16 protein-coding genes are annotated in these 25,324 nt (G+C 35.1%); 8 read left to right on the forward strand and 8 right to left on the reverse strand.

From position 1 onward, the window contains the following. Positions 1 to 131: 131 nt before the first annotated feature. On the reverse strand, positions 132 to 3,521 hold the full coding sequence (locus tag B9Y84_RS12110) for a methylmalonyl-CoA mutase family protein (protein ID WP_085517606.1): 3,390 nt from the start codon (positions 3,519 to 3,521) through the stop codon (positions 132 to 134). Between the two features lie 549 nt (positions 3,522 to 4,070). On the opposite strand from B9Y84_RS12110, the gene B9Y84_RS12115 reads away from it, so the two are divergent. Beyond that, positions 4,071 to 6,296 carry a helix-turn-helix domain-containing protein gene (locus B9Y84_RS12115; protein ID WP_085517608.1) on the forward strand — a complete coding sequence of 742 codons (2,226 nt, stop codon included), beginning with the start codon at positions 4,071 to 4,073 and terminating at the stop codon, positions 6,294 to 6,296. 176 nt (positions 6,297 to 6,472) lie between these two features. Here B9Y84_RS12115 and B9Y84_RS12120 read toward each other — a convergent pair whose 3' ends face one another. Both B9Y84_RS12120 and miaA read right to left on the reverse strand, forming a co-directional pair. Continuing rightward, positions 6,473 to 7,039, reverse strand: a complete 567-nt coding sequence (locus B9Y84_RS12120; RefSeq protein ID WP_085517609.1) for a GrpB family protein — start codon at positions 7,037 to 7,039, stop codon at positions 6,473 to 6,475. Then, positions 7,039 to 7,953 carry a tRNA (adenosine(37)-N6)-dimethylallyltransferase MiaA gene (miaA, locus tag B9Y84_RS12125; RefSeq protein WP_085517611.1) on the reverse strand — a complete coding sequence of 305 codons (915 nt, stop codon included), beginning with the start codon at positions 7,951 to 7,953 and terminating at the stop codon, positions 7,039 to 7,041. The genes B9Y84_RS12120 and miaA overlap by 1 nt, the downstream gene beginning before the upstream one ends. A 55-nt stretch (positions 7,954 to 8,008) precedes the next feature. On the opposite strand from miaA, the gene B9Y84_RS12130 reads away from it, so the two are divergent. The 5 genes from B9Y84_RS12130 to B9Y84_RS12150 all read left to right on the forward strand — a co-directional run bounded on the left by B9Y84_RS12130 (position 8,009) and on the right by B9Y84_RS12150 (position 14,368). Then, positions 8,009 to 11,287 carry a PAS domain S-box protein gene (locus B9Y84_RS12130; protein WP_139828024.1) on the forward strand — a complete coding sequence of 1,093 codons (3,279 nt, stop codon included), beginning with the start codon at positions 8,009 to 8,011 and terminating at the stop codon, positions 11,285 to 11,287. A gap of 1 nt (position 11,288) precedes the next feature. After that, entirely contained in the window at positions 11,289 to 11,666 is a 378-nt protein-coding gene (locus B9Y84_RS12135; RefSeq protein WP_085517615.1) for a response regulator, read from the forward strand. 95 nt (positions 11,667 to 11,761) lie between these two features. After that, positions 11,762 to 12,037 carry a hypothetical protein gene (locus tag B9Y84_RS12140; protein ID WP_085517617.1) on the forward strand — a complete coding sequence of 92 codons (276 nt, stop codon included), beginning with the start codon at positions 11,762 to 11,764 and terminating at the stop codon, positions 12,035 to 12,037. Next, entirely contained in the window at positions 12,034 to 12,795 is a 762-nt protein-coding gene (locus B9Y84_RS12145) for an MBL fold metallo-hydrolase (protein ID WP_085517619.1), read from the forward strand. Before B9Y84_RS12140 ends, B9Y84_RS12145 begins: the two co-directional genes overlap by 4 nt. A gap of 1 nt (position 12,796) precedes the next feature. Beyond that, positions 12,797 to 14,368: an NFACT RNA binding domain-containing protein gene (locus tag B9Y84_RS12150; RefSeq protein ID WP_085517622.1), complete on the forward strand. Its 1,572-nt coding sequence runs from the start codon at positions 12,797 to 12,799 to the stop codon at positions 14,366 to 14,368. Between the two features lie 118 nt (positions 14,369 to 14,486). Here the strand turns inward: B9Y84_RS12150 and B9Y84_RS12155 are convergent, their stop codons facing one another. The 5 genes from B9Y84_RS12155 to B9Y84_RS12175 form a co-directional block, all read right to left on the reverse strand. Continuing rightward, the gene (locus tag B9Y84_RS12155; protein WP_085517624.1) at positions 14,487 to 14,993 is read right to left on the reverse strand and encodes a hypothetical protein; all 507 of its coding nucleotides are present in this window, start codon (positions 14,991 to 14,993) and stop codon (positions 14,487 to 14,489) included. A gap of 311 nt (positions 14,994 to 15,304) precedes the next feature. Continuing rightward, positions 15,305 to 15,811: a hypothetical protein gene (locus B9Y84_RS12160; RefSeq protein WP_085517626.1), complete on the reverse strand. Its 507-nt coding sequence runs from the start codon at positions 15,809 to 15,811 to the stop codon at positions 15,305 to 15,307. A gap of 248 nt (positions 15,812 to 16,059) precedes the next feature. Next, positions 16,060 to 16,995, reverse strand: a complete 936-nt coding sequence (locus B9Y84_RS12165; RefSeq protein ID WP_085517627.1) for a hypothetical protein — start codon at positions 16,993 to 16,995, stop codon at positions 16,060 to 16,062. A 98-nt stretch (positions 16,996 to 17,093) separates the two neighbouring features. Further along, positions 17,094 to 17,645 (reverse strand): helix-turn-helix domain-containing protein, encoded by a 552-nt coding sequence (locus B9Y84_RS12170; protein WP_085517630.1) that lies wholly within the window; start codon positions 17,643 to 17,645, stop codon positions 17,094 to 17,096. Between the two features lie 8 nt (positions 17,646 to 17,653). Then, a complete protein-coding gene (locus tag B9Y84_RS12175) occupies positions 17,654 to 19,921 on the reverse strand; it encodes an ATP-dependent helicase (RefSeq protein WP_085517632.1) in 2,268 nt (755 codons plus the stop codon). A gap of 535 nt (positions 19,922 to 20,456) precedes the next feature. On the opposite strand from B9Y84_RS12175, the gene B9Y84_RS12180 reads away from it, so the two are divergent. After that, positions 20,457 to 23,648, forward strand: coding sequence for a T9SS type A sorting domain-containing protein (locus tag B9Y84_RS12180; RefSeq protein WP_085517634.1), 3,192 nt, complete (start codon positions 20,457 to 20,459; stop codon positions 23,646 to 23,648). Positions 23,649 to 24,001: 353 nt separating this feature from the next. After that, positions 24,002 to 25,321 (forward strand): sensor histidine kinase, encoded by a 1,320-nt coding sequence (locus tag B9Y84_RS21080; RefSeq protein WP_085517636.1) that lies wholly within the window; start codon positions 24,002 to 24,004, stop codon positions 25,319 to 25,321. The last annotated feature ends 3 nt before the right edge of the window (positions 25,322 to 25,324 follow it).

The raw sequence follows: 25,324 nt of genomic DNA on the forward strand, positions 1-25,324 counted from the left end.
AAAAAAGCACGGCTTGCACCGTGCTTTTATTTTATCTATAATCTCAGTTCTAGACTCTAAAATCTAAACCTACATATTTCTACGGTATTGTCCACCTTATCCGCTAGCGAGCGGATCTCCGGCCAATTAGATTACATATTTCTACGGTATTGCCCTCCGACCTCGAACATCGCCTTGGTAATTTGACCTAAAGAACAGAATTTTGTGGCTTCCATCAGCTCAGCAAATAAGTTCTCGTTTTTGATAGCGGCATCTTGCAATCTGTCCAGACTCTCTTTTGCTTCTTTCTCAAATCGCTCATTCAGTAATTCTAATGTCTCAATTTGATACTCTTTCTCTTCTTTCGTTGCTCTAATTACCTCACCTGGTGTTACAGTAGGCGACCCTTTGGAATTTAAGAAGGTATTTACTCCTACGATTGGGAATTCCCCTGTATGCTTCAGCATTTCATAATGCAAGCTTTCTTCTTGTATTTTACCGCGCTGATACATGGTTTCCATTGCTCCTAAAACACCACCTCTTTCCGTAATTCTATCGAATTCTGTCAATACCGCTTCTTCAACAAGGTCAGTCAATTCTTCGATTATAAAAGAACCTTGTATTGGATTTTCGTTCTTCGCTAAGCCTAATTCTTTATTAATAATCAGCTGAATCGCCATAGCCCTTCTCACTGAGTTCTCAGTTGGCGTAGTAATGGCTTCATCATAAGCATTGGTATGCAAAGAGTTACAGTTATCATAAATCGCATACAATGCTTGCAAAGTAGTTCTGATATCGTTGAAATCAATCTCTTGAGCATGCAATGAACGCCCGGAAGTCTGGATATGATATTTCAACATCTGAGCTCTTGAATTCGCTCCATATTTCTGCTTTAAGGCTTTAGACCAGATTCTTCTGGCTACTCTACCAATTACCGCATATTCCGGATCGATACCATTTGAGAAGAAGAAAGATAAGTTTGGACCAAATTTATTGATATCCATTCCTCTGCTCAAGTAGTATTCTACGTAAGTAAACCCATTCGCTAGGGTAAAAGCCAACTGCGTAATTGGATTTGCTCCCGCCTCCGCAATATGGTAACCTGAAATAGAAACAGAATAGAAATTTCTAACCTGATTTTCAATAAAATATTCCTGCACATCTCCCATCAATCGCAAAGCAAATTCTGTGGAGAAAATACAAGTATTTTGTGCCTGATCTTCTTTTAAGATATCAGCCTGCACAGTCCCACGAACAACAGCCATGGTATCTTTCTTAATTTTCTCGTAAGTCTCTTTAGGAAGTATCTGATCTCCGGTTACACCCAAAAGCATCAAGCCTAAGCCATTATGACCTTCTGGCAAATCGCCTCTATATTGTGGCCTATCTGCTCCTCTATCTTTAAAAATTTTATCTATTTTCTTATTTACTTCAGCTTCTAAGCCGTTTGCTTTAATGTATTTTTCACATTGCTGATCTACTGCCGCATTCATAAAAAAGCCTAGCAACATAGGTGCAGGACCATTAATCGTCATTGAAACGGATGTCATAGCATGTGCTAGGTCAAAACCTGAGTATAACTTCTTGGCATCATCTAAACAGCAAATACTTACCCCTGAATTACCGATTTTTCCGTAGATATCTGGTCTGTAATCCGGATCGTTTCCGTACAGCGTAACAGAGTCAAATGCAGTGGATAAACGCTTAGCAGGCATATCCATACTCACATAGTGGAAACGCTTGTTGGTACGCTCTGGCCCACCTTCTCCAGCAAACATTCGGGTTGGGTCTTCACCTTCTCTTTTGAAAGGATAAATTCCAGCTGTATAAGGAAATTCGCCTGGAACGTTTTCCTGCAAATTCCACCTTAATAAATCACCCCAGCTTTTGTATTTAGGCAATGAAACTTTTGGAATCTGAGAGTGAGATAATGACTCTGTATGAGTATCTATATTAATTTCCTTGTCTCTTACTTTGAAAGTATAAACCGGGTCTTTATAAGTTTGAACTTTTGCGGCCCATTCTTCTATCAAGAGTTTATTCTTAGGATCAAAATTAAGCTCTTCTTTGGCATAAGCTTCTTCTAATCCTTTGATTAAACGATCTTTATCGTCTAAATCTGAACCCTGTAAAGTCTCAATTGATTTTCTGTAACCGTAAAGCTTATCTGCTACTTCTGCTTGTTGGTCTACCCACTCGTCATAACCTCTATTGTTTTCTGAAATTTCAGACAAATAGCGTGTTCTCTTTGGCGGGATAATGAAGATTTTTTCCGACATCTCATCGGTAATTTCAAAAGTCGTTTTTAAATCAGCTCCTGACTTTTCTGCCACTTTTCCCATCAACTCTTTGTAAAGAGCATTCATTCCCGGATCGTTGAATTGAGAAGCAATAGTACCATAAACCGGCATATCATCTACTTTGGATTCCCATAATCCGTGGTTTCGCTGATATTGTTTTTTAACATCTCTCAATGCATCCAACGCACCTCGCTTATCGAATTTATTCAGAGCAATGATGTCGGCAAAATCCAACATATCAATTTTCTCTAGCTGCGTTGCCGCACCATATTCCGGTGTCATTACATAAAGCGATGCATCAGAATAATCTAAAATCTGTGTATCAGATTGACCAATACCTGACGTCTCTAATATTATTAAGTCAAATTTTGCCGCTTTCAATATCGAAACAGCATCCTTCACATATTTGGAAATGGATAAATTACTTTGACGAGTAGCTAATGAACGCATATACACCCGTTCGTTATTGATAGCATTCATTCGGATTCTATCGCCCAATAAAGCACCACCCGTTTTCCTTTTCGAAGGATCTACTGAGATAATACCAATATTCTTATCCTTAAAATCAATTAAGAATCTACGGACTAGTTCATCTACTAATGAAGATTTTCCTGCACCACCAGTTCCTGTAATACCTAAAACAGGTACTGATAAATCTTTTGCTTTCTCTCTGATTTTTTCCAGTTCGATATTGCTTTCTTCAGGAAAATTCTCTGCAGCAGAAATCAATCGAGCAATTGCTTTTACATCTTGCTTGTCAACACGACCTACTTCTCCATTTAAATTCTGACCGGTAGGATAATCACTTTGCTTGACTAAATCATTGATCATCCCTTGCAAGCCCATTTCTCTACCATCATCTGGAGAATAAATACGTGAGATGCCATAATCGTGCAATTCTTTGATCTCTTCCGGCAAGATAACTCCGCCTCCTCCACCAAAGATTTTGATGTGACCTGCTCCTTTTTCTTTCAGCAAATCGTGCATGTATTTGAAGTATTCCGTATGACCACCTTGATAAGACGTCATAGCAATGGCTTGTGCATCCTCTTGAATGGCGGTATTGACTACTTCTTCAACAGCACGGTCGTGACCAAGGTGAATTACTTCACAGCCAGTGGACTGAATAATTCTTCTCATCACATTGATAGCCGCATCATGCCCATCGAAAAGGGAGGCAGCGGTTACTATGCGAACGTTATTTTTAGGTTTATAAGGAGCTACAGTTTGATGTGCAGACATATTTTTTAGTCGTTTAATTCCAATTACGAAATTACAACAATAAAGCTAAAGATTAAAGTCATTGCCAAACATTCGTTAGGATCAGATATTGTAAAAATTATATTTTAGGGAATTTGTATTTAGGTTAATGTTTTACTCTATACTCTAGTGTTCTTGCAGTGTTTTCTTTTGCACTGTCAATTGCAATATACCACCCTTGCCCGGCTTTGGTTGTCCGTTTTTGGGAAGAGTACCATAGTCTGACCCGATAGGGCTATAGTTTGTAGTGAATGTCCTGCAGAGAAACCTGTGGGTGTTTATAATTGATTTAGATTAAAACAAATTTTCTACAAGTCCCGTGTTGCAAAGTGATTCTGACAACGCTCCTTCGCCCTCTAAGGGCGGTCAGATTAAGCCGCTTGCCTAAGTCCGAATCGCCATTGTTAATCACAAAAAATTTCTGACCGAGGAAAATCTTATCAATCCTAAAATTTCCATCCCTCCTATTTTTCTAGAAAACCCATTTTACCTACATTTACATTCAACTAGAAACCAAAACCCACTTCAACTATGGCCCAACACAAACTAACCGAAATTGCCAAAATTGCTGTTCGTTATGTGAACACTACAAACCGATTAATTTTTCTAACGGGTAAGGCAGGTAGCGGCAAAACTACCTTACTACGCTACATTATTAATAATACCTATAAAAATGTAGCTGTGGCTGCCCCGACAGGAATTGCTGCTATCAATGCAAAGGGCGTTACGCTGCACTCCCTCCTACAACTTCCTTTTGGTACTTTTATTCCCGAAGATAACGGAGTTGATTTCAGCCGAACAAGCGAACAAATTAACACTCCAAAGACCTTTCTTCAGCAGTTTAAAATGTATGGCAATAAACGCCAGATTATTCGCAATCTAGAATTGTTGATTATCGATGAGGTCAGTATGTTGCGGGCAGACATACTGGATTGCATGGACCTGATTTTAAGAATGGTTAGAAAGAATCCTGAACCTTTTGGAGGCTTGCAAATAATGTTCATAGGAGATTTGAACCAGTTACCCCCTGTGATTCGTCAGCATGAGTGGCAATACTTAAATAAATATTATAAAACTGCTTATTTTTTTGAAGCCTTAGCTTTACAGAAAACGGAGATGGTTTATATAGAGCTGGACAAGATATTCCGTCAATCAGATCCTGAATTTACATCTATACTGAATCGCTTAAGAGATAATCATCTTTCTGAAACAGATATCGAAAAGCTTAATCAACATTATGAGAAAGAAGTAGAAGGGTCACAAAAGGACGGCTATATCCATATCACCACTCATAACCGAAAGGCCGATCTACTTAACGAAAAGTCATTAAAATCGCTGGATGCGGAAGAACGCAGTTATAAGGCTGAAATTGAAGGGGACTTTCCTGAAAACATGTACCCACTACCTGAAAAACTCAATTTCAAACTAGGTGCTCAGGTAATGTTTATTAAGAATGACAGCAGTGGAGAAGCCAGGTATTTTAATGGGAAAATCGGTGAAATATCTGAGATGCATGATGATACCATTAAAGTAAAACTAAAAGACCCTAAGGATGAAGTAACCGTAGAACGATATGAATGGATGAACCAGCGCTACAGTTTGGATAAGTCCACCAATGAACTTCAGGAAAAATGGTTAGGAACTTTCAAGCAATTTCCATTGAAGTTGGCTTGGGCTATTACGGTTCATAAATCACAAGGCTTAACTTTTGAAAAAGCTATATTAGATCTGTCGGATAGCTTTGCACCTGGGCAAATGTACGTTGCCCTTTCGAGACTAACTGGTTTGGAAGGATTAATACTTTCGCAACCTATCAGTAACATCCCATTTGAACTCGACAAAACTCTTCGACAATTTGAAGACAATAAAAAAGAACCCGAAGTACTCAACCAAAAGCTGGACTACGACCGAAAAGCGTTTATTTTCAATAAGGTGAGGGAGAGTTTCGATTTTCAAAGTGTGATGAAAGAGCTCAATATTCATTTGGGCAGTTTCAACAAAGGGGAGAATCGATCCTTAAAACAACAGTTCGCTAATTGGACAAGTGAGAAAAAGGAACAATTGGATGAGTTGAACACTGTAGGATTAAAATTTCAAAGCTCTTTGGGGCATTATGAGGCCAAAGAAGACTATTTGACTGAATTATCAGAACGCGTAAATAGTGCCGAAGACTATTTCAAACCCAAAGTGAAGGATCTATTTGATGCTTTCAAGGCGCATTTAATCGATACTTCTAACCAAAACAAGGTAAAAGCCTATTTAAAAGAATTAGAAAGCATTACGGAACAATTAAAGTCAAAGCTTTTGCAAATCAGTAAGACCGCAATGTTAGTAACTGCAGCATCTGAAAACAGGATATTGTCCAAAAAAGACCTTTATAAATCTTCCACCTTTGAGGAAGCCAAGAAAGATTCTAAAGACAAGAAAAAGAAAGTCAAAAAAGATAAAACTCCAACTGCTGAAATATCATTCAAGCTCTACAAAGAAGGTTTAAATATTGAAAAAATCGCCACCAAAAGAGAGCTAGTACCTGGAACAATTCTAGGTCATTTGGCAAAGTATATTGAGAGTGGAGATATTGATGCTACCGATTTGATAGATGCTACCAAGCTTGATCAGATTTGTCAAGTGATGGAACTAGACGAAGTAAAAGGCAGTGCTGACGTAAAAGCCCGATTGGGAGATGAATTCACCTATAATGAAATTAAAATCGCTTGGGGTCATTTTAGAAGGGGAAATCTAAAGGAAGCCCCCTAAATCCCCCAAAGGAGGACTTTGGAGCGTGCGTTATTATAGGAAGAATTGATGGGTGTAGGATGATGGATGGGCATCGTTCTTGAAACGATGTCAGTACCGAAGGTCGCACGTTGATTGATGCACTAGAGGTTAGAATTATAAAACTAGAAAAATTAAAAAAGCAAATCTGATCTCTGTTACAATTTTTTAGCTAAATCTAAGGTCTCCAAAATGAAATTATCTTTCGCTACTCTATATCCAACTCGATCATTTTTATGTTGATCTGCTAATTGAGTTTTCAGATTCTCATATTGTTTAGCTCTTTCTGGATTAGCAATTAGATAATCCCGAAAAGTAATTTGATGAAGCAATTCATGTCCTGATGGATACATATGAATGTGGAAAACTTGTTCTATTTCACCATTTAAATTATACCCTTTCACGAAGACCATATAGTCTAAGTCCTTTCCTTCTTGTCGGAAAAAAGTGTACCCCAGCTTCTCTAAAGATTGTATTATTTCTTCATTGAACAAATGTTCTACCAAGATCTCAATAGAAATATCAATATAGGACTTAGCCTTAATAGCAGGAATTGCTGTACTTCCTACATGTTCGATTTTCAATATACTATTCCCTAACCGATTTACTATTTGATCCTTTTCATCTTTATAGATTAAAGGCCACTTTGGATCATGTGGATGCAGGGCAATAGGAAAAAGTTTGTCCCATTCTTCCTTAGATAAATCTTTCAGCTCTCTCTTCATCACAAAAGTCTGCTTTCTATGTAATCGATAACTTTATTTACTTTGTCCGCTGAGAACCAAACAAATTCCGAATCTTTTTTGAACCACGTCATTTGCCTTTTCGCATATCTCCGGCTGTTTCTTTTCAGTAAACGAACTGCCTCTTCCATATCATATTCTTCATCTAAAAATCTGAATATTTCAGAGTAACCAACAGTTTGTAAAGCATTCAATTCTTTATACTGATACAAATTTTCCGCTTCTTCGAATAAACCTTCTGAAATCATCTGGTCCATTCTTAAATTTATGCGATTATACAATTCTTCCCTTGGACGCTCCAGTCCTATTTTGATAATATTAAAAGGTCGATCAATTTCCTTTTTCTGAGCTCTATAATAAGTCATATTATGACCTGTGGCACGAAAAAGCTCAAGCGCACGGATAAGTCGTTGAGGGTTTTGTTGATCAACGATTTCAAAATATTCGGGATCAGATTCAAGCACTTTCTTTTGTAAATATTCAATTCCATTTTGTTCAAACTCCACATTTAAATTCTGTCTAATCTCTGTTGAGATTACAGGCATATCATCTATCCCTTCGCAAAGTGCTTTTACATAAAGTCCAGATCCACCTACAACTAAAACTATATCATGCTTCTGAAATAATGTATCTAATAAACTAAGGGCATCCTTTTCAAATCGACCTACATTATAATCTTCCTGAATGCTATGTGAGTTGACAAAATGATGCTTAATTCCATCCATTTCCTTAAGTGTAGGTTTAGCAGTTCCAATTTCCATCTCTTTATAAAATTGTCGGGAGTCAGCTGAAATTATTTCAGTTTCAAACCGTTTTGCTAATTGAATGGACAGGGAGGTTTTACCTACGGCAGTTGGACCTGCCAAAATCACTATGCTTTTTGATTTTTTAGTCAAATTTGATATTTAAATTAATCTTAAAGATGTAAATTGAGCAGTAAATTTAGATACTTTGGAGTTACAAAATTACGATAAAGAACGACTTATAAAAGAGGTTGAAAAACTACGTCTTGCGCTATATCAAAAAAAATATTTGCTTAAAAATTCCAGACATCTAGGGAATAACATGTTTCCGGAAGAGGGAATTGATTTAAGCATGGAATTTTCCGAAAATGGCGAACTAATAAAAACTAATAAAAACTGGCGTAAAACCTTAGCTTATACAACCCAGGACTTAACTCATATCTTCATTAGAGATATTATTATTCCAGAGGATTGGCATAAATTCCAGAATGCTGTTGAAATGGTTCTTAAGAACAAAACACAAGAGCTGTTAGAAGTCCGCTTAAGTTCAAAAAATAATGATAGAATTCATGTAACAGGCATCATATTAATGAGCTTGAACAACAGGAATATCATTGCAAATTTTCAAGATATCACGAATCAAATTCATGCTCAAAAAGCTCAAAATCTTTTTTATGAAATTACCAACCTGACGCTAAAAAGCACTGACTTAGATGGATTATTTAAGGGAATCCATCAAAAATTGAAAGAGGCAATGGAAGCAGACAACTTTTTTATTGCACAATTTAGGTTTCAAAAACAGCAGCTTTTCTTTCCCTATATCCATGATGAATTCATTGCAGACTCACCCAAATCAATGTCATTTGAATACAAAAAAGGGCTGTGTGAATATATTTACCAGCAAAAAAAGGCCATGTTGCTAAGAGAGTCGGACATCATGGACTTAATTCTGGAGGGTAAAATCAATCAATACGGTACCATTCCAAAAGCATTTTTAGGAGTGCCATTTCAAACTGAAAAAGGAACCCCAGGGGTGATTGGGGTCCAGAGCTACAGAGATCAAAATGCATTCCAAAATAGGGATTTGAAATTATTGAATTTTATTTCTAATCAGGTATTGCTTTCAGTAGAAAGGAAATTTATAGAGGAAAAAATCAATACACAAGCAGCTCGTCTACAATCGATCTTCAATAGTAGCAATCACATCATTTGGTCAATTGATAAAGAATTCAAACTCACTTCTTTCAACCAAAATTTTGAGTATGAATTCCTCAAGTATTTCAATTTCAAACCTAAAATAAATGTTAGTTATGATGCTGCAAATATTGCTCTACTCGGTCCAATTAATAAACATGAATTTTGGATTACTAATTTTAAGAGAAGTTTAAATGGTGAAGCCGTAAACTTTGAAATTGATTTTATTGATCCTTATGATGAAACAATCGTTTGGAAAGAGATTTTTCTGAATCCAATCTTTACCGAAAGTGGGGAAATCACTGGACTTTCCGGTATAGCACATGATATTACAGAGAAGAAAATCAATGCGCTAAATATTCAAAAAAGCGAGTTTAAATTTAGAAATATATTTGAATCCTTTCAGGATATATACTTCAATTGTCGTTTCAATGGGGAAATCATCCTGATAAGCCCTTCAGTTAAGGAAAATATTGGCTACGAACAAGAAGAAGTTACAGGAAATAACATTACCAATTATTATCTCTACACAAAAAAAACGAAGGATTTATTAAAGAAATTGGTTTCCAGAAGACGGGTTCAAAACTTTGAAGCAACACTTATCACTAGGGATGGTAGATTGGTGAATTGTATTTGTAACGTTCGTTTAGTCAGGGACAAGGACAGCAGAGAGGTTACGATCGAAGGAGTTGCACGTGATATCACCAAGCTAAAACAAGCCAATAGAGAATTACTACACGCTAAAAATGTTGCTGAAAACTCTCTAAAGGTAAAAGAACAGTTTCTCGCTAATATGAGTCATGAAATCCGAACACCGATGAATGGTGTGATTGGAATGGTGGATTTACTCTCTCAAACCCAACTGAATCCTGAACAAATGAACTTTGTTCAAACCATAAAACGATCTTCTGAAACCTTACTTACTATTTTAAATGATATTCTAGATTTAAGTAAGATAGAAGCTGGAAAAATGAAAATTCAGCCTCATATAACTGAAGTAAGATCGATTTTCGAGAAAGTACTCAACTTATTCAGTCAACAAGCAAGACAGAAATCAATTGATTTAAGTTTTAAAATAGACAATGAAATTCCAGAGTATTTACAAATCGATGAAACTCGCATTATTCAGATCGTATCTAATCTTACTTCCAATGCCTTAAAATTTACTGAAAAAAACGGGAGGGTATTGCTACATTTATCAAAAGAGATAAAAGAAAATCTCTATAGAATCGCAGTGGAAGATACTGGCATCGGAATATCTGAAAATGACCAGCAACAGCTATTTAAATTATTCACCCAAGTGGATAATTCCAGCACCAAAGCTTTTAGTGGAACAGGTTTAGGACTTGCCATCTCAAAGCAGTTAAGCAGCTTGATGGGAGGACAAATCGGTGTGAGTTCTGAACCAGACGAAGGCAGTGTATTTTGGTTCACCTTAATGGGCGCAAAAGTTTCGAAGTCTGAAATTGAAGAGTATGAAAAACAAAAGCAACAAGTACCAAAAAGACATAAAATTACATTTGAAAAAGATAGTGCACCGTACATTTTAATTGTAGATGACAACACCATCAACAGACAAGTAGCTAGTCAAATTTTGATAAAGTCAGGATTTAAAACTGACCTGGCATTTAGCGGACCAGCAGCTATCGAAAAAGTAAAAAGGTTCGATTATGATCTGATACTAATGGATATTCAAATGCCTGTAATGGACGGGGTATCTGCAACACGAGAGATCAAAAAACTACCCAAAAAGATCCCCCCAATAGTTGCCATGACAGCATATTCGATGAAAGAAGACCGGCAAAGGTTTTTAGATATGGGCATGGATGATTACTTAGCAAAACCCATAGTTTCAAGTCTTTTGTTAGATGTTATCCAACAAAACTTACCAGCATTCAAACCTCAAAAAATAGAAGCAGAGGAAATAGATGAAAAAGGAAGCCCTGGAAATAAACTTGAACTCATTGATAAATCTACTTTAAAACAGCTTAGTAAATATGCTGACAAATCGACTATCAAATCCTTCTTTGAAGAATTTGAAATTGAGGCAAAAAGTTTGATATTAGAAAGCATAAATGCTGAAAAGACTTCGGACATAGACAAAATATTGAGTAATTTGCATACTTTGAAAGGAAATGCTGGAACTCTTGGAATTCGCTCATTAGAGGAACAAGCAAAAAAGATAGAAGCGAATTTAAAAAAAGAAAAAACCGAAAAGCTTATAAATGACTTAAACCATTTATTAGATAATTTTAATAAATTTACAGATCATTATCAGTCAATTTTAAAATAAGATGGCAGAAACAAAAAAAGTACTTATAGCAGAAGATAGCTCGGTAATCCAAAACCTTACCAAGAAGATTTTAATGATGCAAAATTATAGCATTCATTCCGCAAAAAATGGGGAGCAAGTTTTAAAAGCTTTAGAATCAGAAACATTCGACATCATTTTAATGGATATTAATATGCCAAAAATGGATGGCATGGAATGCAGTAGAGCGATAAGAGCTTTTGAAGATAAAGAAAAATCAAGTATACCGATTATTGCTATAACAGGAAACGCTAAAAATTACAGTATTGAAGATTTCAAAGATGCTGGAATAAACGAATACCTGCAAAAACCACTCAATTTTGACCAGTTAGTTGAAACTGTGAAAAAGTTAACTAATTAATTGAGGTTTGTTAAATTTTAGTGTCTGCAATAAAATCATTTTAGAAAATCAGCAACAAATTGAAAGTTTGTGTAGTTAATCTATAAACTATTTTTATGCAAATAAAGTACACAAAATCCTTTCTTAACAAACTAGAAGATGTATTCGCAGAATCTGATTATATTCTACGTTATGAAAAAGGTAATTTCAAATCAGGATACTGTGTATTAAAAGATCAAAGAATTGTTATTATAAATAAGTTTTTTGATACAGAAGGGAAAATCAACTGCTTAGTGGATATCCTAAAAAATATTGACTTAGATAGCAAAACACTGAGTGACAAAAACAAAAATTTCTATTTAGAATTACAACAAACCGAACTCGCGCTTTGAAGGTAACATTTCTAGGAACAGGGACATCACAAGGAGTTCCCGTAATTGCATGCGACTGTAAAGTGTGTCGCTCACTTGATTATCGGGATAAACGGACAAGAACTAGTATTCATATCGAGAAGGACGGAAAAAGCATTGTTTTCGATACTGGACCTGATTTCAGAGAGCAGATGCTTCGCGAAAGAATCAATCGTTTAGATGCGGTGATCTACACCCACGAACACAAAGACCATACGGCAGGCTTAGATGATGTTCGTTCTTACAACTTCAAACAGCAAATGGATATGCCTTTGTACGGAAGAAAGCCCGTTTTAGAGCAGATTCAAAAGGAATTTTCCTACATCTTTGCCACTAATAAATATCCTGGGATACCGCAAGTAGCGCTGAATGAAATTGAAAACACCCCCTTTCAAGTAGAAGGAATTGAGATCCAACCGATAGATGTTTTGCATCACAAACTTCCAGTTTTTGGATATCGCATTGATGATTTCAGTTACATTACAGATGTAAATTACATTTCTGAGGCAGAAAAAGAAAAAATAAAAGGAAGTAAGGTGATTGTATTAAGCGCATTACAAAAGAAATCACATCTATCGCATTTTAACTTAGAGCAGGCCATAGAAACGGTGGAAGAATTGGAAATTCCTCAAGCCTACTTTATCCACATGGGTCATAGAATGGGATTACACAGAGATGTAGAAAAAGAATTACCTGAAGGAATGCAGTTTGCCTACGATGGGCTACAAATAACACTTTAGCATGCATAATAACTATTATGTATTCCGTCAATTATCTCCTGAATTAGAAACTAAAATTAAAGGGGAGAAGCTCTTAGCTTGCTTCAGTCAGAGCAGAGATGAATTGATTTTAGGTTTTAACAAAGGGGAAAGAGACTTCTACATCAAAGCTTCGTTGACCCCTGAATTTTCTTGCTTAAGCTTCCCCAATCAATTTTCTAGAACCAAAAGTAATAGTATTGATTTGTTTCCAGCCTTCATTGGTCTACGAGTAATAAGTATCCAACAATTTGAAAATGAAAGATGCTTTGCTATTCATTTCGAACAGGATCGAAAATTCCTGTTCAAAATGCATGGAAACCGATCTAACATCATTGGTTATCAAGGTTCCAAAGCCAATGAATTATTCCGAAATAGCTTTCCGCAGGACATGGAGATCGATCTAGATACTTTAGACAGATCTCTAGATCAAAACAAGGAAACTTTCCTTCATTACGATGGTAATTATCAGAAGCTATTCCCTACTTTTGGCAAATTAATTAAGCAGTATTTTACGAGCATAAATTTATCAGAAAAGCCGCTTGAGGAGCAATGGACTATAGTTTCATTAATAGAATCTGAAATCAATAAGCCCGCAGGTTTCTATACAGTTTTGTGGAACGATGAAATTCATTTTTCACTGCTGAGAATAGGTGAAGTCATTAACGAAGAGAAGACTTGTCTTGAAGGAATAACACAATTCTATTACACATATTCCAAAGAGAATTTCATTCGCAAGGAGAAGAAACGCTTATCCAAGCAACTTGAAAAACAGCGTAACCAGTCACTGAATTATATTAAAAAATCAAATCAGAAACTTGAAGAAGTTTTAGATAAACCTGGTTACAATCAATTAGCCGATATTTTAATGGCAAACATGCACCAAATTCCTACTCACGCTAAGGAAGTGGAACTATTCAATTTTTATACTAATGAAAATATCAAAATCTCTTTAAAACCGAACCTCAGTCCACAAAAGAACGCAGAAAATCTCTACAGAAAATCAAAAAATCAGAAAATCGAATTAGAACAATTAAATGCTTCAATAAAGCAAAAAGAAAAAGAATTAATAGAAGTTGAAAGTAAATTAGAGGAGATTGCAGCTGCGGATGATATTAAAGCTATCAAAAAGCTAATTAAACAAAATCCGCAGAAAGAACGACAACAGGTCGAATTAAAAGTACCTTATAAAAAATTTGAGTATGGTGGATTTACCATTTTAGTTGGGAAAGGCGCAAGGGAAAATGATGAATTGACTTTAAAATATGCCAAGAAAAATGATCTTTGGCTCCATGCAAAAGATGTAACAGGCTCACATGTAGTTCTAAAACAGCAAAGCAGTAAGCCTTTCCCACAATCGGTAGTGGAAAAAGCAGCTCAAGCCGCAGCCTTTTATTCTAAAAGAAAATCAGATAGCCTAAGTCCAGTAATTGTTACTCCGAAAAAATTCGTAAGAAAGCCAAAAGGTCTTCCCCCCGGAATGGTCCATGTCGATAAGGAAGATACAATATTGGTAAAACCAGAAGCCTGGTGGATTGATAAAAACCCTTTTTAACTACAGTTATATCTCAATCTTTCACAAATTTACCGTAAGCACAAAAAGCAGAATTCATCATATCAAAAAAAAGCAACGCTATAAGTAGCATTGCCTTTAATAACCTAGGACTTAAAAATTACTTTCTTTCTAAATTTATAGCCATTGTATTGTCTCTCTGATCAAATACAAAGTCTTGATAAATGTGCTGCACATGGTCGTTATAATCAAGTAAAGTCTGAGAATTTGACCCGTCAGCTATCAAAATCAAGCTCTCAGCATTTGGTTGCTGAATGGCCATGTTCATGTTGATTAATTCAAAAACCTGCTTTACATTTTGTTTCTCCCAGTTTGTACCCATGTAGAAATAATAACCTGCAGTTTCATTTACTACATAAACCATCTGATTGAATTTAGCATCCTTGATGGACGCAAATTCCTCTTTGCTCACTTTGGGAATCAATATGTCAAAATCATGACCTGCTACCTGCACCACCATCGCATTATTGATTTTATCAATATCATTTCCTAGTGATGTACTTTGCGCATTTGATTTAAAGCTTAAACCAAATAAAATAACCAATACCATAAGCCCCATAGGAACATATTGTTTAACCACCTTTAATATATCTGGATACGTTTTCATAACTATTAACTTTTAATTATACTCAAAGATCATAAATATGCCTCCTCTAAACATCAGCACAATTCGGAATTTACAAATAGGTGATTTACTTAGAAACTCATACTACCTTATTAGTTAGCTGTAGTAATATCCTTTCAAAGAAATAAGAGCCTACCCTTGCTGCTAGGAAGCTTATACACTGGAAGAGCTTTTGACTATGAAACGTATTAGGGTAAGTACTTTATTGAGATCAACTGGCCATTTCCATTAAAAAAGGCAATACTACTGATAGCATTGCCCTTGAAACCTAAGGTTAGCCGATACTAAACAAACTATTTTCTTTCTACATTAATTGCCATGGAATTATCACTTTTATCAAATATAAAATCTCTATAGATATGCTTGATATGGTCGTTGTAGTCTAATAATGTTTGCTGATTTGAAGCATCCGCTACAATAATCAAACTCTCTGCATGTGGTTGTTGAATCGCTAAATTAATATCTATCAATTCGAAAACCTCTCTCACATTTTGCATTTCCCATTTAGTACCCGTATTGAAATAATAGCCGATTTCTTTATCTGTAACGTATACCAACGCATTAAATGAAGCATCTTTGATTGCTTGTAACTCCTCTTTTGTAACTTTGGGAATCACCATATCAAAATCGTAGGCTGCTAATTGTACAACCATTGCATTGTTAATTTTCTCTACATTAGATTCTAGAGAAATACTTTGCGCATTAGCTTTCAAGGTTAAACCAAATAAGGTAATCAAGACAATAATACCTATTAGAACATATTGTTTAACCGGTTTTAAGATATTTGGATACGTTTTCATAACTATTAGTTTTAGGTTTAAATTCTAATTCAAATATCCCAAAAATGCATCATGCCTGCATTAGGGCAATGCTGAAATTACTACTAAGCGATTTACTTAGCTTTTTAAATTACTGAAACGCTGAAGTATATAGATCTAAATCCGATTACTAAATTCGATTAGAGGATTTAAACAACGTATGATCTCAACTTGCAAAGAAAATTGTAAAGCTTCATTTGATAAAGTATAACATTCTTATCATGGTAAAATTAAAGCACAGCAAACTTTTGATTCTTGGCATCAAGGATAAGAACCTTACCTATAAATAACTTATTTCCAATCATCCCTCCCATCCCACTAAAATACATTAACACATTCTGAATAAGGGAAGTCCCCTCAATGTAAGTCACTTTACTTAAAGGGATTTCTTGTAATCCGAAAGTAATAACAGCATCACTGGCGATATTATGTACGTCTAATTTACTCCCCCATGAGTTAGCTTGATAAACCTTCTCAACTGCTCCAAAAAGCGCTAAATTCTCCCACTGGTCTTTATCAGTAATCAGTTCAAAAGCACTACTTCCTGAATCGTAAAAGAACTTTGTCCTTTCTGAGTTAATTTGTCCTTGCAACATCACTTTCCGCTTTGTGAATTCAAAATCTTGAATAGACTCCATTGGGATTTCGGTAGGAAAGGTGTTTCTTAGTCCTATGCAATTCTTCTTAAAATCCATCAAAACTACTTTATGCTCTAAAATATCAGCTCCTAAAGTTCCAATAATATTGACATCAGAACCTTTCCAATTGATTTCCTGTCCATAATTTAATCTTCTAACCTTAGGAATTGAAACCGAGACCATTCCTAAATTGAACCGAAAGGGATTATTATTATCGAAACTGCTGCTATCAAAAAATGGATATTTCTCGCTAATCGAGCTAAGAGCTTTTTCATGGAAAAGCGTAGAATGAGCACCCAGATCAAACTGCAAGTAGAAAGTATTGGGAACTCCTTCAATGTTTACCGGCACCAGAAGTGCTGCAAATTCCGTATCTTCATTTGACACCCATTGAATATCAAGAGTATCCTGATCCTCGGAAACTTCTAAGTTATTTTCTGGTGGAGTGAACTTCTTATCAAAATAAAAGTAGCCTGATACGCTAGTGATTAGTATAATAACAGCTAGAATAAGTACGAATTTTCTCATTTGCAAAAGTTTTAAAGTGAATTGCAAAATTCAGAAAATGCGGTTCGAATCTATGCGTCAAGCGTGCGACAATTTTACGCCAATTGCTGAATTACCATTTACAGGAGTTGAAAAGTAAGTCTTAAACGAAACAGATCGCCTTTAGCAATCCACCTAGAAAACTTAAAAATAATCCATATATTAAAACTATAGCTCAGGATTAAGACTACTATAATTAAGGAAAAAGCTAATTGAAATAAATCTTGAATGAAGGGGCTTAGAATTAGTAGCAAAGACAGTATTAAGCTCCAAATAATCTGAAAATTTATAATATATTTAACTGTTTGGTTTATGGCCCTATTTTCTCTATTTCTATTCCAAAGTATGGAAGGAAAAATAATATTTCCAAAGGGAATAACAATGACCGCTAATGCCGAAAGATTGATAAGTTTTAAACGCTCAATCTGCTCGGGGCTCAATTCAGTTTCATTATTTATAAACTCAGATGGTTTTACCCCAATCAAATTAGATAGCACTTGTAAGGTATGACCTTGCGGAATGCTCTCGCCTGATTCAATTCGCTGAATTGTCCGTAATGACAAACCAGCTTTATCGGCCAATTCTGATTGTGTCCATCCTTTTTCATTCCGAAATTCCTTTATCCTATTCACCTAATTACTTATTCCATGATTCGTAGCTTAGCGAAAGTGAGCAAAAGCGTTTTTTCTCCGAAATTCTCAAATTCGATGGTCGCTTTTCGATTCGCTCCCTGTACATCCATCTTTTTCACTTCTCCAAAACCAAATTTAGGGTGTTCTACTTTCATGCCTGTATCTAGGCTACGCGTATCACTAGGCGCAAAATCGGGAGAAGGAGTATGCAACTTCTTACCTGGTGGAACTGCCTTTCTTTCTGTCTTCCTTTGAGCCACTAAATTTTTAGCATAAACGCTGCTTCCTCCACCATTATTTAAAGCCCCCATTGGTTCTGACCTATTGAATTTTCTATCTACCTTAATATAAGCCGGATCGATCTCTTCTATAAAGCGGCTCGGTTCACAATTCTTAAGTCTTCCGAACCGGTACCTAGTCAAAGCATAACTCAAGGTTACCTTTTCCATCGCTCTGGTTAAAGCTACATAAAATAGTCTTCGCTCCTCTTCTAAATCAGCACGACTATTCAGCATCATTTGGGAAGGAAACAAATCTTCTTCCATCCCAACAATAAATACATGTTTAAATTCCAATCCCTTTGCGGAGTGAATAGTCATTAGATTTACATGGTCATTATTGTCTTTATCTTCATTATCTGCATCTGTCAATAGCGCAACATCTGCTATGAAAGCTTCTAAGGATTTATCTTCCTGTTGCTCATCATCTACAAATTCTTTGATGGCATTGAGTAATTCCTGAACGTTCTCATACCGATTTAATCCTTCGATAGTTTTATCATCATATAGCTCCTTCAATAAACCGCTTTGCTTTGCAATAAATGCAGCAGTATCATAAGCATCCGATTTCCCTAGTCTTATTTTGAAAGTCTTAATCAGCGTTACAAAATTATCCACTGCATTTGCGGCACGATTCGGCAGCACTCTCTGACTTTTTTGCAACCCTTCCCAAATCCCTAGGTCATTTTCAAAAGCAGAGACCACTATTTTATCAACAGATGAGGCGCCTATTCCTCTTTTGGGTAGATTAATAATCCTTCTAAAGGATTGCTCATCATTGTGATTGATGGTAAATCTAAGATACGCTAGTAAGTCTTTGATCTCTTTTCTTTGATAGAAAGACAGCCCACCATATATTCTGTACGGGATACTACTTTTTCTTAGAGCCTCCTCCATAGCTCTAGACTGGCTATTGGTTCTATATAGGATGGCAAAATCTTTATTCTCCAACTTTTTATTATTCTTATCTTCAAAAATTGAAGAGGCTACAAGCCTACCCTCTTCATTATCTGAAGTAGATTTAATCAGATGAACTAATTCCCCATCATCATTCTGTGTCCAGATATTTTTCTTAAGCTGAGCTGAATTTTTAAGAATTACGGAATTAGCAGCATTCACGATGTTCTGGGTACTACGATAGTTTTGCTCTAACTTAATAACCCTTAAATCAGGATAATCTTTTTCGAAATTGAGAATATTTTGGATGTTAGCACCACGGAAAGCATAAATACTTTGAGCATCATCTCCCACTATACAAATATTTTGATTAACTGCTGAAAGCCTTTTTGTAATCAGATATTGAGAGATATTAGTATCCTGAAACTCATCTATCATAACGTATTTAAATCGTTGCTGATATTTATTCAGTACATCTAAATGATCACGAAATAGTACATTAGTATTGAAAAGCAAATCGTCAAAGTCCATGGCGCCAGAGCGAAAACAGCGTTGCACATATTCTTTATAGATAGCACCCATTTTAGGCTTCTGGGCCTGTTCATCCTCAGAAACATAAACAGAATTATTCATATAATTTTGCCAAGAAACTAGGTTATTCTTGGCACCCGATATTCTACTATATACTACATTCTGCTTATAAATTTTGTCATCCAAGCCCATTTCCCGCACGATCGCTCGTATTAAGGATTTGGAATCCTCCGTATCATAAATAGTAAAATTGCTAGGATAGCCTAATTTATCGGCTTCGGCTCTCAATATTCTAGCAAAAACGGAGTGAAATGTACCCATCCAAAGATTCCTGGCATCAGTTCCCACGACCCTTTCGATTCTATCTCGCATTTCCTTTGCGGCCTTATTGGTAAAGGTCAAAGACAAAATACTGAAAGGATCAATATTTTTAGTAGTAATCAGGTGAGCAATTCTGTATGTTAATACCCTTGTTTTACCAGAACCTGCACCAGCAATAATCATGGTAGGCCCTTCTAGATTCTCAACACCTTCTCGCTGCGGGGGATTCAAATGACTTAAATAATCCATAGAGCAAATTTATAATCTAATTGCCAACCGCCATCGAAAAGGAAGGGGAAATGTTAAAATTATTTTGATTGATCAGAACATTAACAGCTTAAGTGCAATGATGCATCCATCAAAATCATACTTTATTATACCGATTAATCCTTTCTAAGCAAAATTTAATTATATCTTCTAATAATTTAATAAATCATCTTAAAAAAGCAGTCACGCCAGCAATCATCAAAAAATTCCCAAGATATCAACACTTAAGACCTTGAAAGCTCCATGACATTATAAAAGATTACAATTCATACATTTACTGATTGAAAATACGATTATTTCAAATTGCCATTTCATCACTCAAAATACGACCAAAAAATTATTTATTTATCTCGTCAAAGGAAGTGGTTTACGGATTTTCTACAAAAAACCTTATTAATAAAACAGTCCTCATACACTGACTTAGCTTACCTAAACAGTTCAATAAAAGAATTTAGTAGGAAATAGTTTTTACAGTAACTATTAATTAATAGTTTTGCCGCTAAGAAAATACCTACATATGAAAAAAAATATCCTATTAATCTCTATCAACTTATTATTATTAATCAATCCTGTCAAGAGCCAACAAATTGATCTTGATTTTCAAACTCCAGAATTATATGATTATGCCGAGGTTTATGAAACGCTTAAACTGTCCAATGGTCAAATTATCGTAATAGGTGACATCGATTATGCCAATGACAAACCTGTTCAAGGAGTGGTAAAAATCAATCCAGATGGATCTTTAGATGAAAATTTCGAATTTAATCATGATTTAGCTACTCCAATAGCGAATCTTGCAGAAAATAGTCTTGGTGAAATCATCTTTGCCAGTAGACGATATTTAGGTAAAATGAATAATGATGGTGAATTACTTAATATCGATGAAGATTTTGAAGGTATAACTGATTTAGCAATTCAATCTGATGACAAGATAGTATTATCTAGATCTTTTGTGAGTAATCCACTTGATTTTATCACTAGAGTAAATAGTGACTTATCAATAGACGAGGATTTCTCAGCAAATACTTCAGCTAATAACAGTATTAGTAGTGTGGAGATAAAAGGAGATAAAATATATGTTAGCGGAAATTTCTCACAAATAAATGGAAAACCAATAAATGATATTGCGAAATTAAATTTAGATGGAACTTTAGATGAGACCTTTGATCCAGGAAGTGGTACCAATGACCGTGTTGGTGAGATTAAGGTTCAAGAGGATGGTAAAGTTTTGATCGGTAATTCTTACATCAATAGTTTCAATGATATCATGACGGATGGGATGGTGAGACTTAATGCAGACGGGTCTATTGATCAATCCTTTGCAGATAATTTCCCTCAAATTAACGGGCCTACCAGTAACATTTTTATTCATGAAAATAAAATATATCTGAGCGCATTTTACGAAGGTTTAGAAGGATATGAGATTTATCTTTTTAGATTAAATATGGATGGGAGTCGAGACAATTCATTTGTACCTATTATAATTAATGACAACGTATATGAAAATGGTCTCAATTTGGTATTTGAGAATGATGGATTAGTACTTGGAGGTAATGTCTCTAGTGGCCCGTTTAATTTATTTTCTAAATATGATTTTCAAGGCTCATCAATTGCAGGTTTTTCGGTCCCGCTCGCGCAGAAAGGCAGCTTTTCAAGTATAAAAAAACTTAATGATAAGCTATATGTTATTGGTAGTTTCTACCAAATATCAGATCAGACATCATACAATTTAGCTAGACTAAATTTAGATGGTTCAGTAGATCCGGAATTTTCGATGCAACAGAATTTGGGAGGAATTTTCCAAATCGAATTTACTAAAGAGGAGAAAATTCTTCTAAATGCAGGAGAAAGCTTTATTCGGTTAAATAAAGATGCCTCCATTGACCCTGATTTTAGTTATGAAAATTTTAAAGATATGTCTGGTATATCTAAATTCCACATATTAGAAAATGACAAAATTATGATCTTTGGGCCAAATAATTTTTATAGATTAAATCCTGACGGATCAGAGGACATTTCATATATGAACGGTGAAGGAACCGGTGGTCCTAATGGTGGTTCTACCAATTTTGCATTTCAATCGGATGGAAAAATGATAGTATCAGGAATTTTTGACTCGTATGATAATCAGCCAGTATCAGGTATTATTCGTCTTAATGAAGACGGTACCTTAGATGAAAGCTTCGATGTAAATAATGGTATTACAGGTGGTTTTATCCGTTCTCCTCTATATCTTAATGTGTTTTCTAATGATTCTATTTTTATTTCGGGCCTTTTCGATGAATATGATGGCCAGGATACCAATGGAGTAGTTCAATTAGGCCCTGATGGTGAGCTTCTAACTTTAAATGCATTTCCAAACCAAACAATCTGTTTGACTGAATACAAAAATTCAATGCTTTTGCAATTTTATAATGACAGCCTTAAAAAATATGTTTGGCAAAGAAGATATTTTGATGGCTCTGTTGACTCCACATTTGTTAAGCCATCAGAATTAATCAACTTATCAGCAGCAAGTCAATTATATAGAGAATCTAGTACTTCAAAAACAGCATATGTAGTAGGTAGATTTGATGTAGAGGGTGAGTCAATTAGTCGCAATATTATAAAAGTATCCTTAAACAGAGCTCCTGCTATAGATTCACAACTTGAAGATATCAAGGTCTTAGAAGATAGTGCATTCAATATAACAAAAGAAACTTTTACCACTTCAGATGTTGATGATCCTGTTCAAAACTTAAGTCTTATTTTAATGGATGGTGAAAACTACACTTTGAATTCAGATAATATTATACCAGATCAAGACTACAATGGTGACTTAAATATAAATATTGCTCTGACCGATGGTTTAGATACTAGCGTTACATTCCAGGCGATTGCTAAAGTTGAGCCTGTTAATGATGTCCCGATCATCACTGCATATTCAGGAATGACTGTAATAAATGAAGATGATTCTTTGGCCATCGAAATTGGTAAGCTGCAAATTAGTGATCCAGATAATAGTGTTGACAATATGCGGATGATTTTATTGGATGGAGACAATTACACTGTTGATGAAAACGTAGTATATCCTGAATTAAATTATTATGGTAAACTAAAACTCAATCTCAGGGTCTCGGATCAAGTTGATACTTCTAACGCATACCTCACTGAAATTACTGTCAGCAATGTAAATGACACACCAAATATCACCGGTCAAACGGAAATACCAGAAATTAACTCAGAGGGCTTAGAAATAAAGTTAAACCAATTGACTGTGACAGACCCAGACAATACATTCCCAAATGATTTTTCGTTGAACATTTTACCTTCTGACAATTACAGCTTATCAGAAGGTTTAATTACTAGCACTACCGAAGCAGATACTTTAGAAGTATCGTTGACAGTTAGTGATGGTCAAATAGAAAGTGATGTCTATATATTTAAAGCAATTACCTCATTTATTACAGCTAGTAAAGATAAGAATAGTATTCAAGCAAGGGCTTATCCAAATCCAGCAAAAAATCACTTAACAATAATCTCTGAAAATTTTGGTATTCGAAATCAGTTAGTCTTAATAAATCAAAGAGGTTTAAAATTAAAAGAAGTGACTTTTACAGATAAAATCTATCACCTGAATACTAAAGATATAAGTCCTGGAATGTATTTCATAAGAATTAAAACAGATAATAATCAATGGCTTGAAACAAAATTTTTAAAACTAGACTAAATTATTCTCTTCAATATAAATTGTTAAAAGCAGTTGCATTTGGCTGGCAAATTTCATTTGCCAGCCTTTTTATTTTTATTTGAAAGTGATACTGAATGATAAATTTCTCTACAGATAGCTTTTTGAAGCAAAACGCATGTTTTTCTTATTTTTTATATACCAAACAATTTGATTAGCAAAGTACTATACAAGGCTCTAATAGAAAATTGCTTAGTTCCTAGCCAAAAATTACAGTAATGTGATTCAAAGCCGAAATTCTTTCAGAGACAAAAAAGCAGTGCGAAATCCCACATCGAAGAATTATTTTACATGAATTACAATATTTTCATTAAATTGATTTAAATATTTCTCTCTTGAGCAAATTATACCAATACAACTTATTTACCCTATGGTTTAAAAATCCTGAAACAGAGAGAAAATTTAATCTCAGCTGTTTTAAAGAGGATTTGCATGCCCTCCGTTTTGTAATCGTTTTGGGCACGGCTCTTAGTATAATCTTTATCTTTATAGATGTTTTTCGTTATCAGGCAGACCTAGTTTCCATCGCTTTTAGGGGCGGTATGGCCTTGATTTTATTAGTCTTAGGAAGTTTAACTTTTCTCTTTCGAGAACACAAATACCAATTCACGCAGTACATGGGCCTATTAATAGCCTTATTTATATCTTCCATATTCTTTCTGCATTATCATTTTAATACTGACCCCGCTTTTGATATATTCTTGTCAAATATTTTAATGGTAGTTATTTTTATCACCTCAACTATCATGGGGATGCGTTTCCGTTACGCACTTGTGGTCAATACCATCAATTTCATCGCGTACATATTGTACATCGAAAACATTAATTACTCAGCAGTAGCAGAAAGGCAGATTTCACAACTATTTGTCATCTATATGGTCGGAATATTAGCTTCCTATCTACTAGATAGACAAAAAATGACTTCTTTTATCAATAAGAATGAACTAGATCTAGAGGTTAAAAAAGTAGAAGAGCTAAATAACATCAAAAATAAGCTTTTTTCTATTATTTCGCATGACTTACGGGGACCTGTTGTATCTCTTAAAGGAATATTAGGTCTCTATAAAAAGGGAGCTGTAAGCGAAGATGAGTTCAAGCAGCTAACCAATGATCTAGAAAGAGATTTAAATAGTTCGTCCAATCTATTAGATAACCTCTTGGCCTGGTCAAAAAGCCAACTGCAAGGGCTGGAGATAAACAAATCAACGATACAACTTAATACGGAAATTAATGAACTCAAAAAACTATTTGACTCTCTGTTAAAATCGAAGGGGATTAGTTTAAATATTACAATGCCTAAATATCATCATATTAGTGCCGATAAGGAAACCATGCAAATCGTTCTAAGAAATCTTATTTCCAATGCAATAAAATTCACACCTCACGGCGGCCAAATCACTATATCTGCAAGAACAAATCCAAAAAAATCCACTGAGTTGAGCATCAGTGATTCAGGTATAGGAATTCCCTCCGAAAAAATAGATCAATTATTTGTAATCAATAGAGATCATTTAATAGGTACTTCTTCTGCTACTGGTGCAGGAATAGGTCTCTTGTTAGTGAAAGAATTTGTAGAATTAAATAATGGTAAAGTTTCGGTTGAAAGCTCAGTTGGAAAAGGAACTACCTTCAAAGTTGTTTTACCAATAACATAAGTG

Origin of the sequence: Marivirga sericea, from assembly GCF_900177665.1 — a bacterium.
Taxonomy (GTDB): Bacteria; Bacteroidota; Bacteroidia; order Cytophagales; family Cyclobacteriaceae; genus Marivirga; species Marivirga sericea.

Bases quoted from the DNA above. Each gene is read 5' to 3' on its own strand.
- B9Y84_RS12110 (WP_085517606.1), bottom strand. From the start codon at position 3,521: ATGTCTGCACATCAAACTGTAGCTCCTTATAAACCTAAAAATAACGTT.
- B9Y84_RS12115 (WP_085517608.1), top strand. From the start codon at position 4,071: ATGGCCCAACACAAACTAACCGAAATTGCCAAAATTGCTGTTCGTTAT.
- B9Y84_RS12120 (WP_085517609.1), bottom strand. From the start codon at position 7,039: ATGAAGAGAGAGCTGAAAGATTTATCTAAGGAAGAATGGGACAAACTT.
- B9Y84_RS12135 (WP_085517615.1), top strand. From the start codon at position 11,289: ATGGCAGAAACAAAAAAAGTACTTATAGCAGAAGATAGCTCGGTAATC.
- B9Y84_RS12140 (WP_085517617.1), top strand. From the start codon at position 11,762: ATGCAAATAAAGTACACAAAATCCTTTCTTAACAAACTAGAAGATGTA.
- B9Y84_RS12150 (WP_085517622.1), top strand. From the start codon at position 12,797: ATGCATAATAACTATTATGTATTCCGTCAATTATCTCCTGAATTAGAA.
- B9Y84_RS12155 (WP_085517624.1), bottom strand. From the start codon at position 14,993: ATGAAAACGTATCCAGATATATTAAAGGTGGTTAAACAATATGTTCCT.
- B9Y84_RS12160 (WP_085517626.1), bottom strand. From the start codon at position 15,811: ATGAAAACGTATCCAAATATCTTAAAACCGGTTAAACAATATGTTCTA.
- B9Y84_RS12165 (WP_085517627.1), bottom strand. From the start codon at position 16,995: ATGAGAAAATTCGTACTTATTCTAGCTGTTATTATACTAATCACTAGC.
- B9Y84_RS12175 (WP_085517632.1), bottom strand. From the start codon at position 19,921: ATGGATTATTTAAGTCATTTGAATCCCCCGCAGCGAGAAGGTGTTGAG.
- B9Y84_RS12180 (WP_085517634.1), top strand. From the start codon at position 20,457: ATGAAAAAAAATATCCTATTAATCTCTATCAACTTATTATTATTAATC.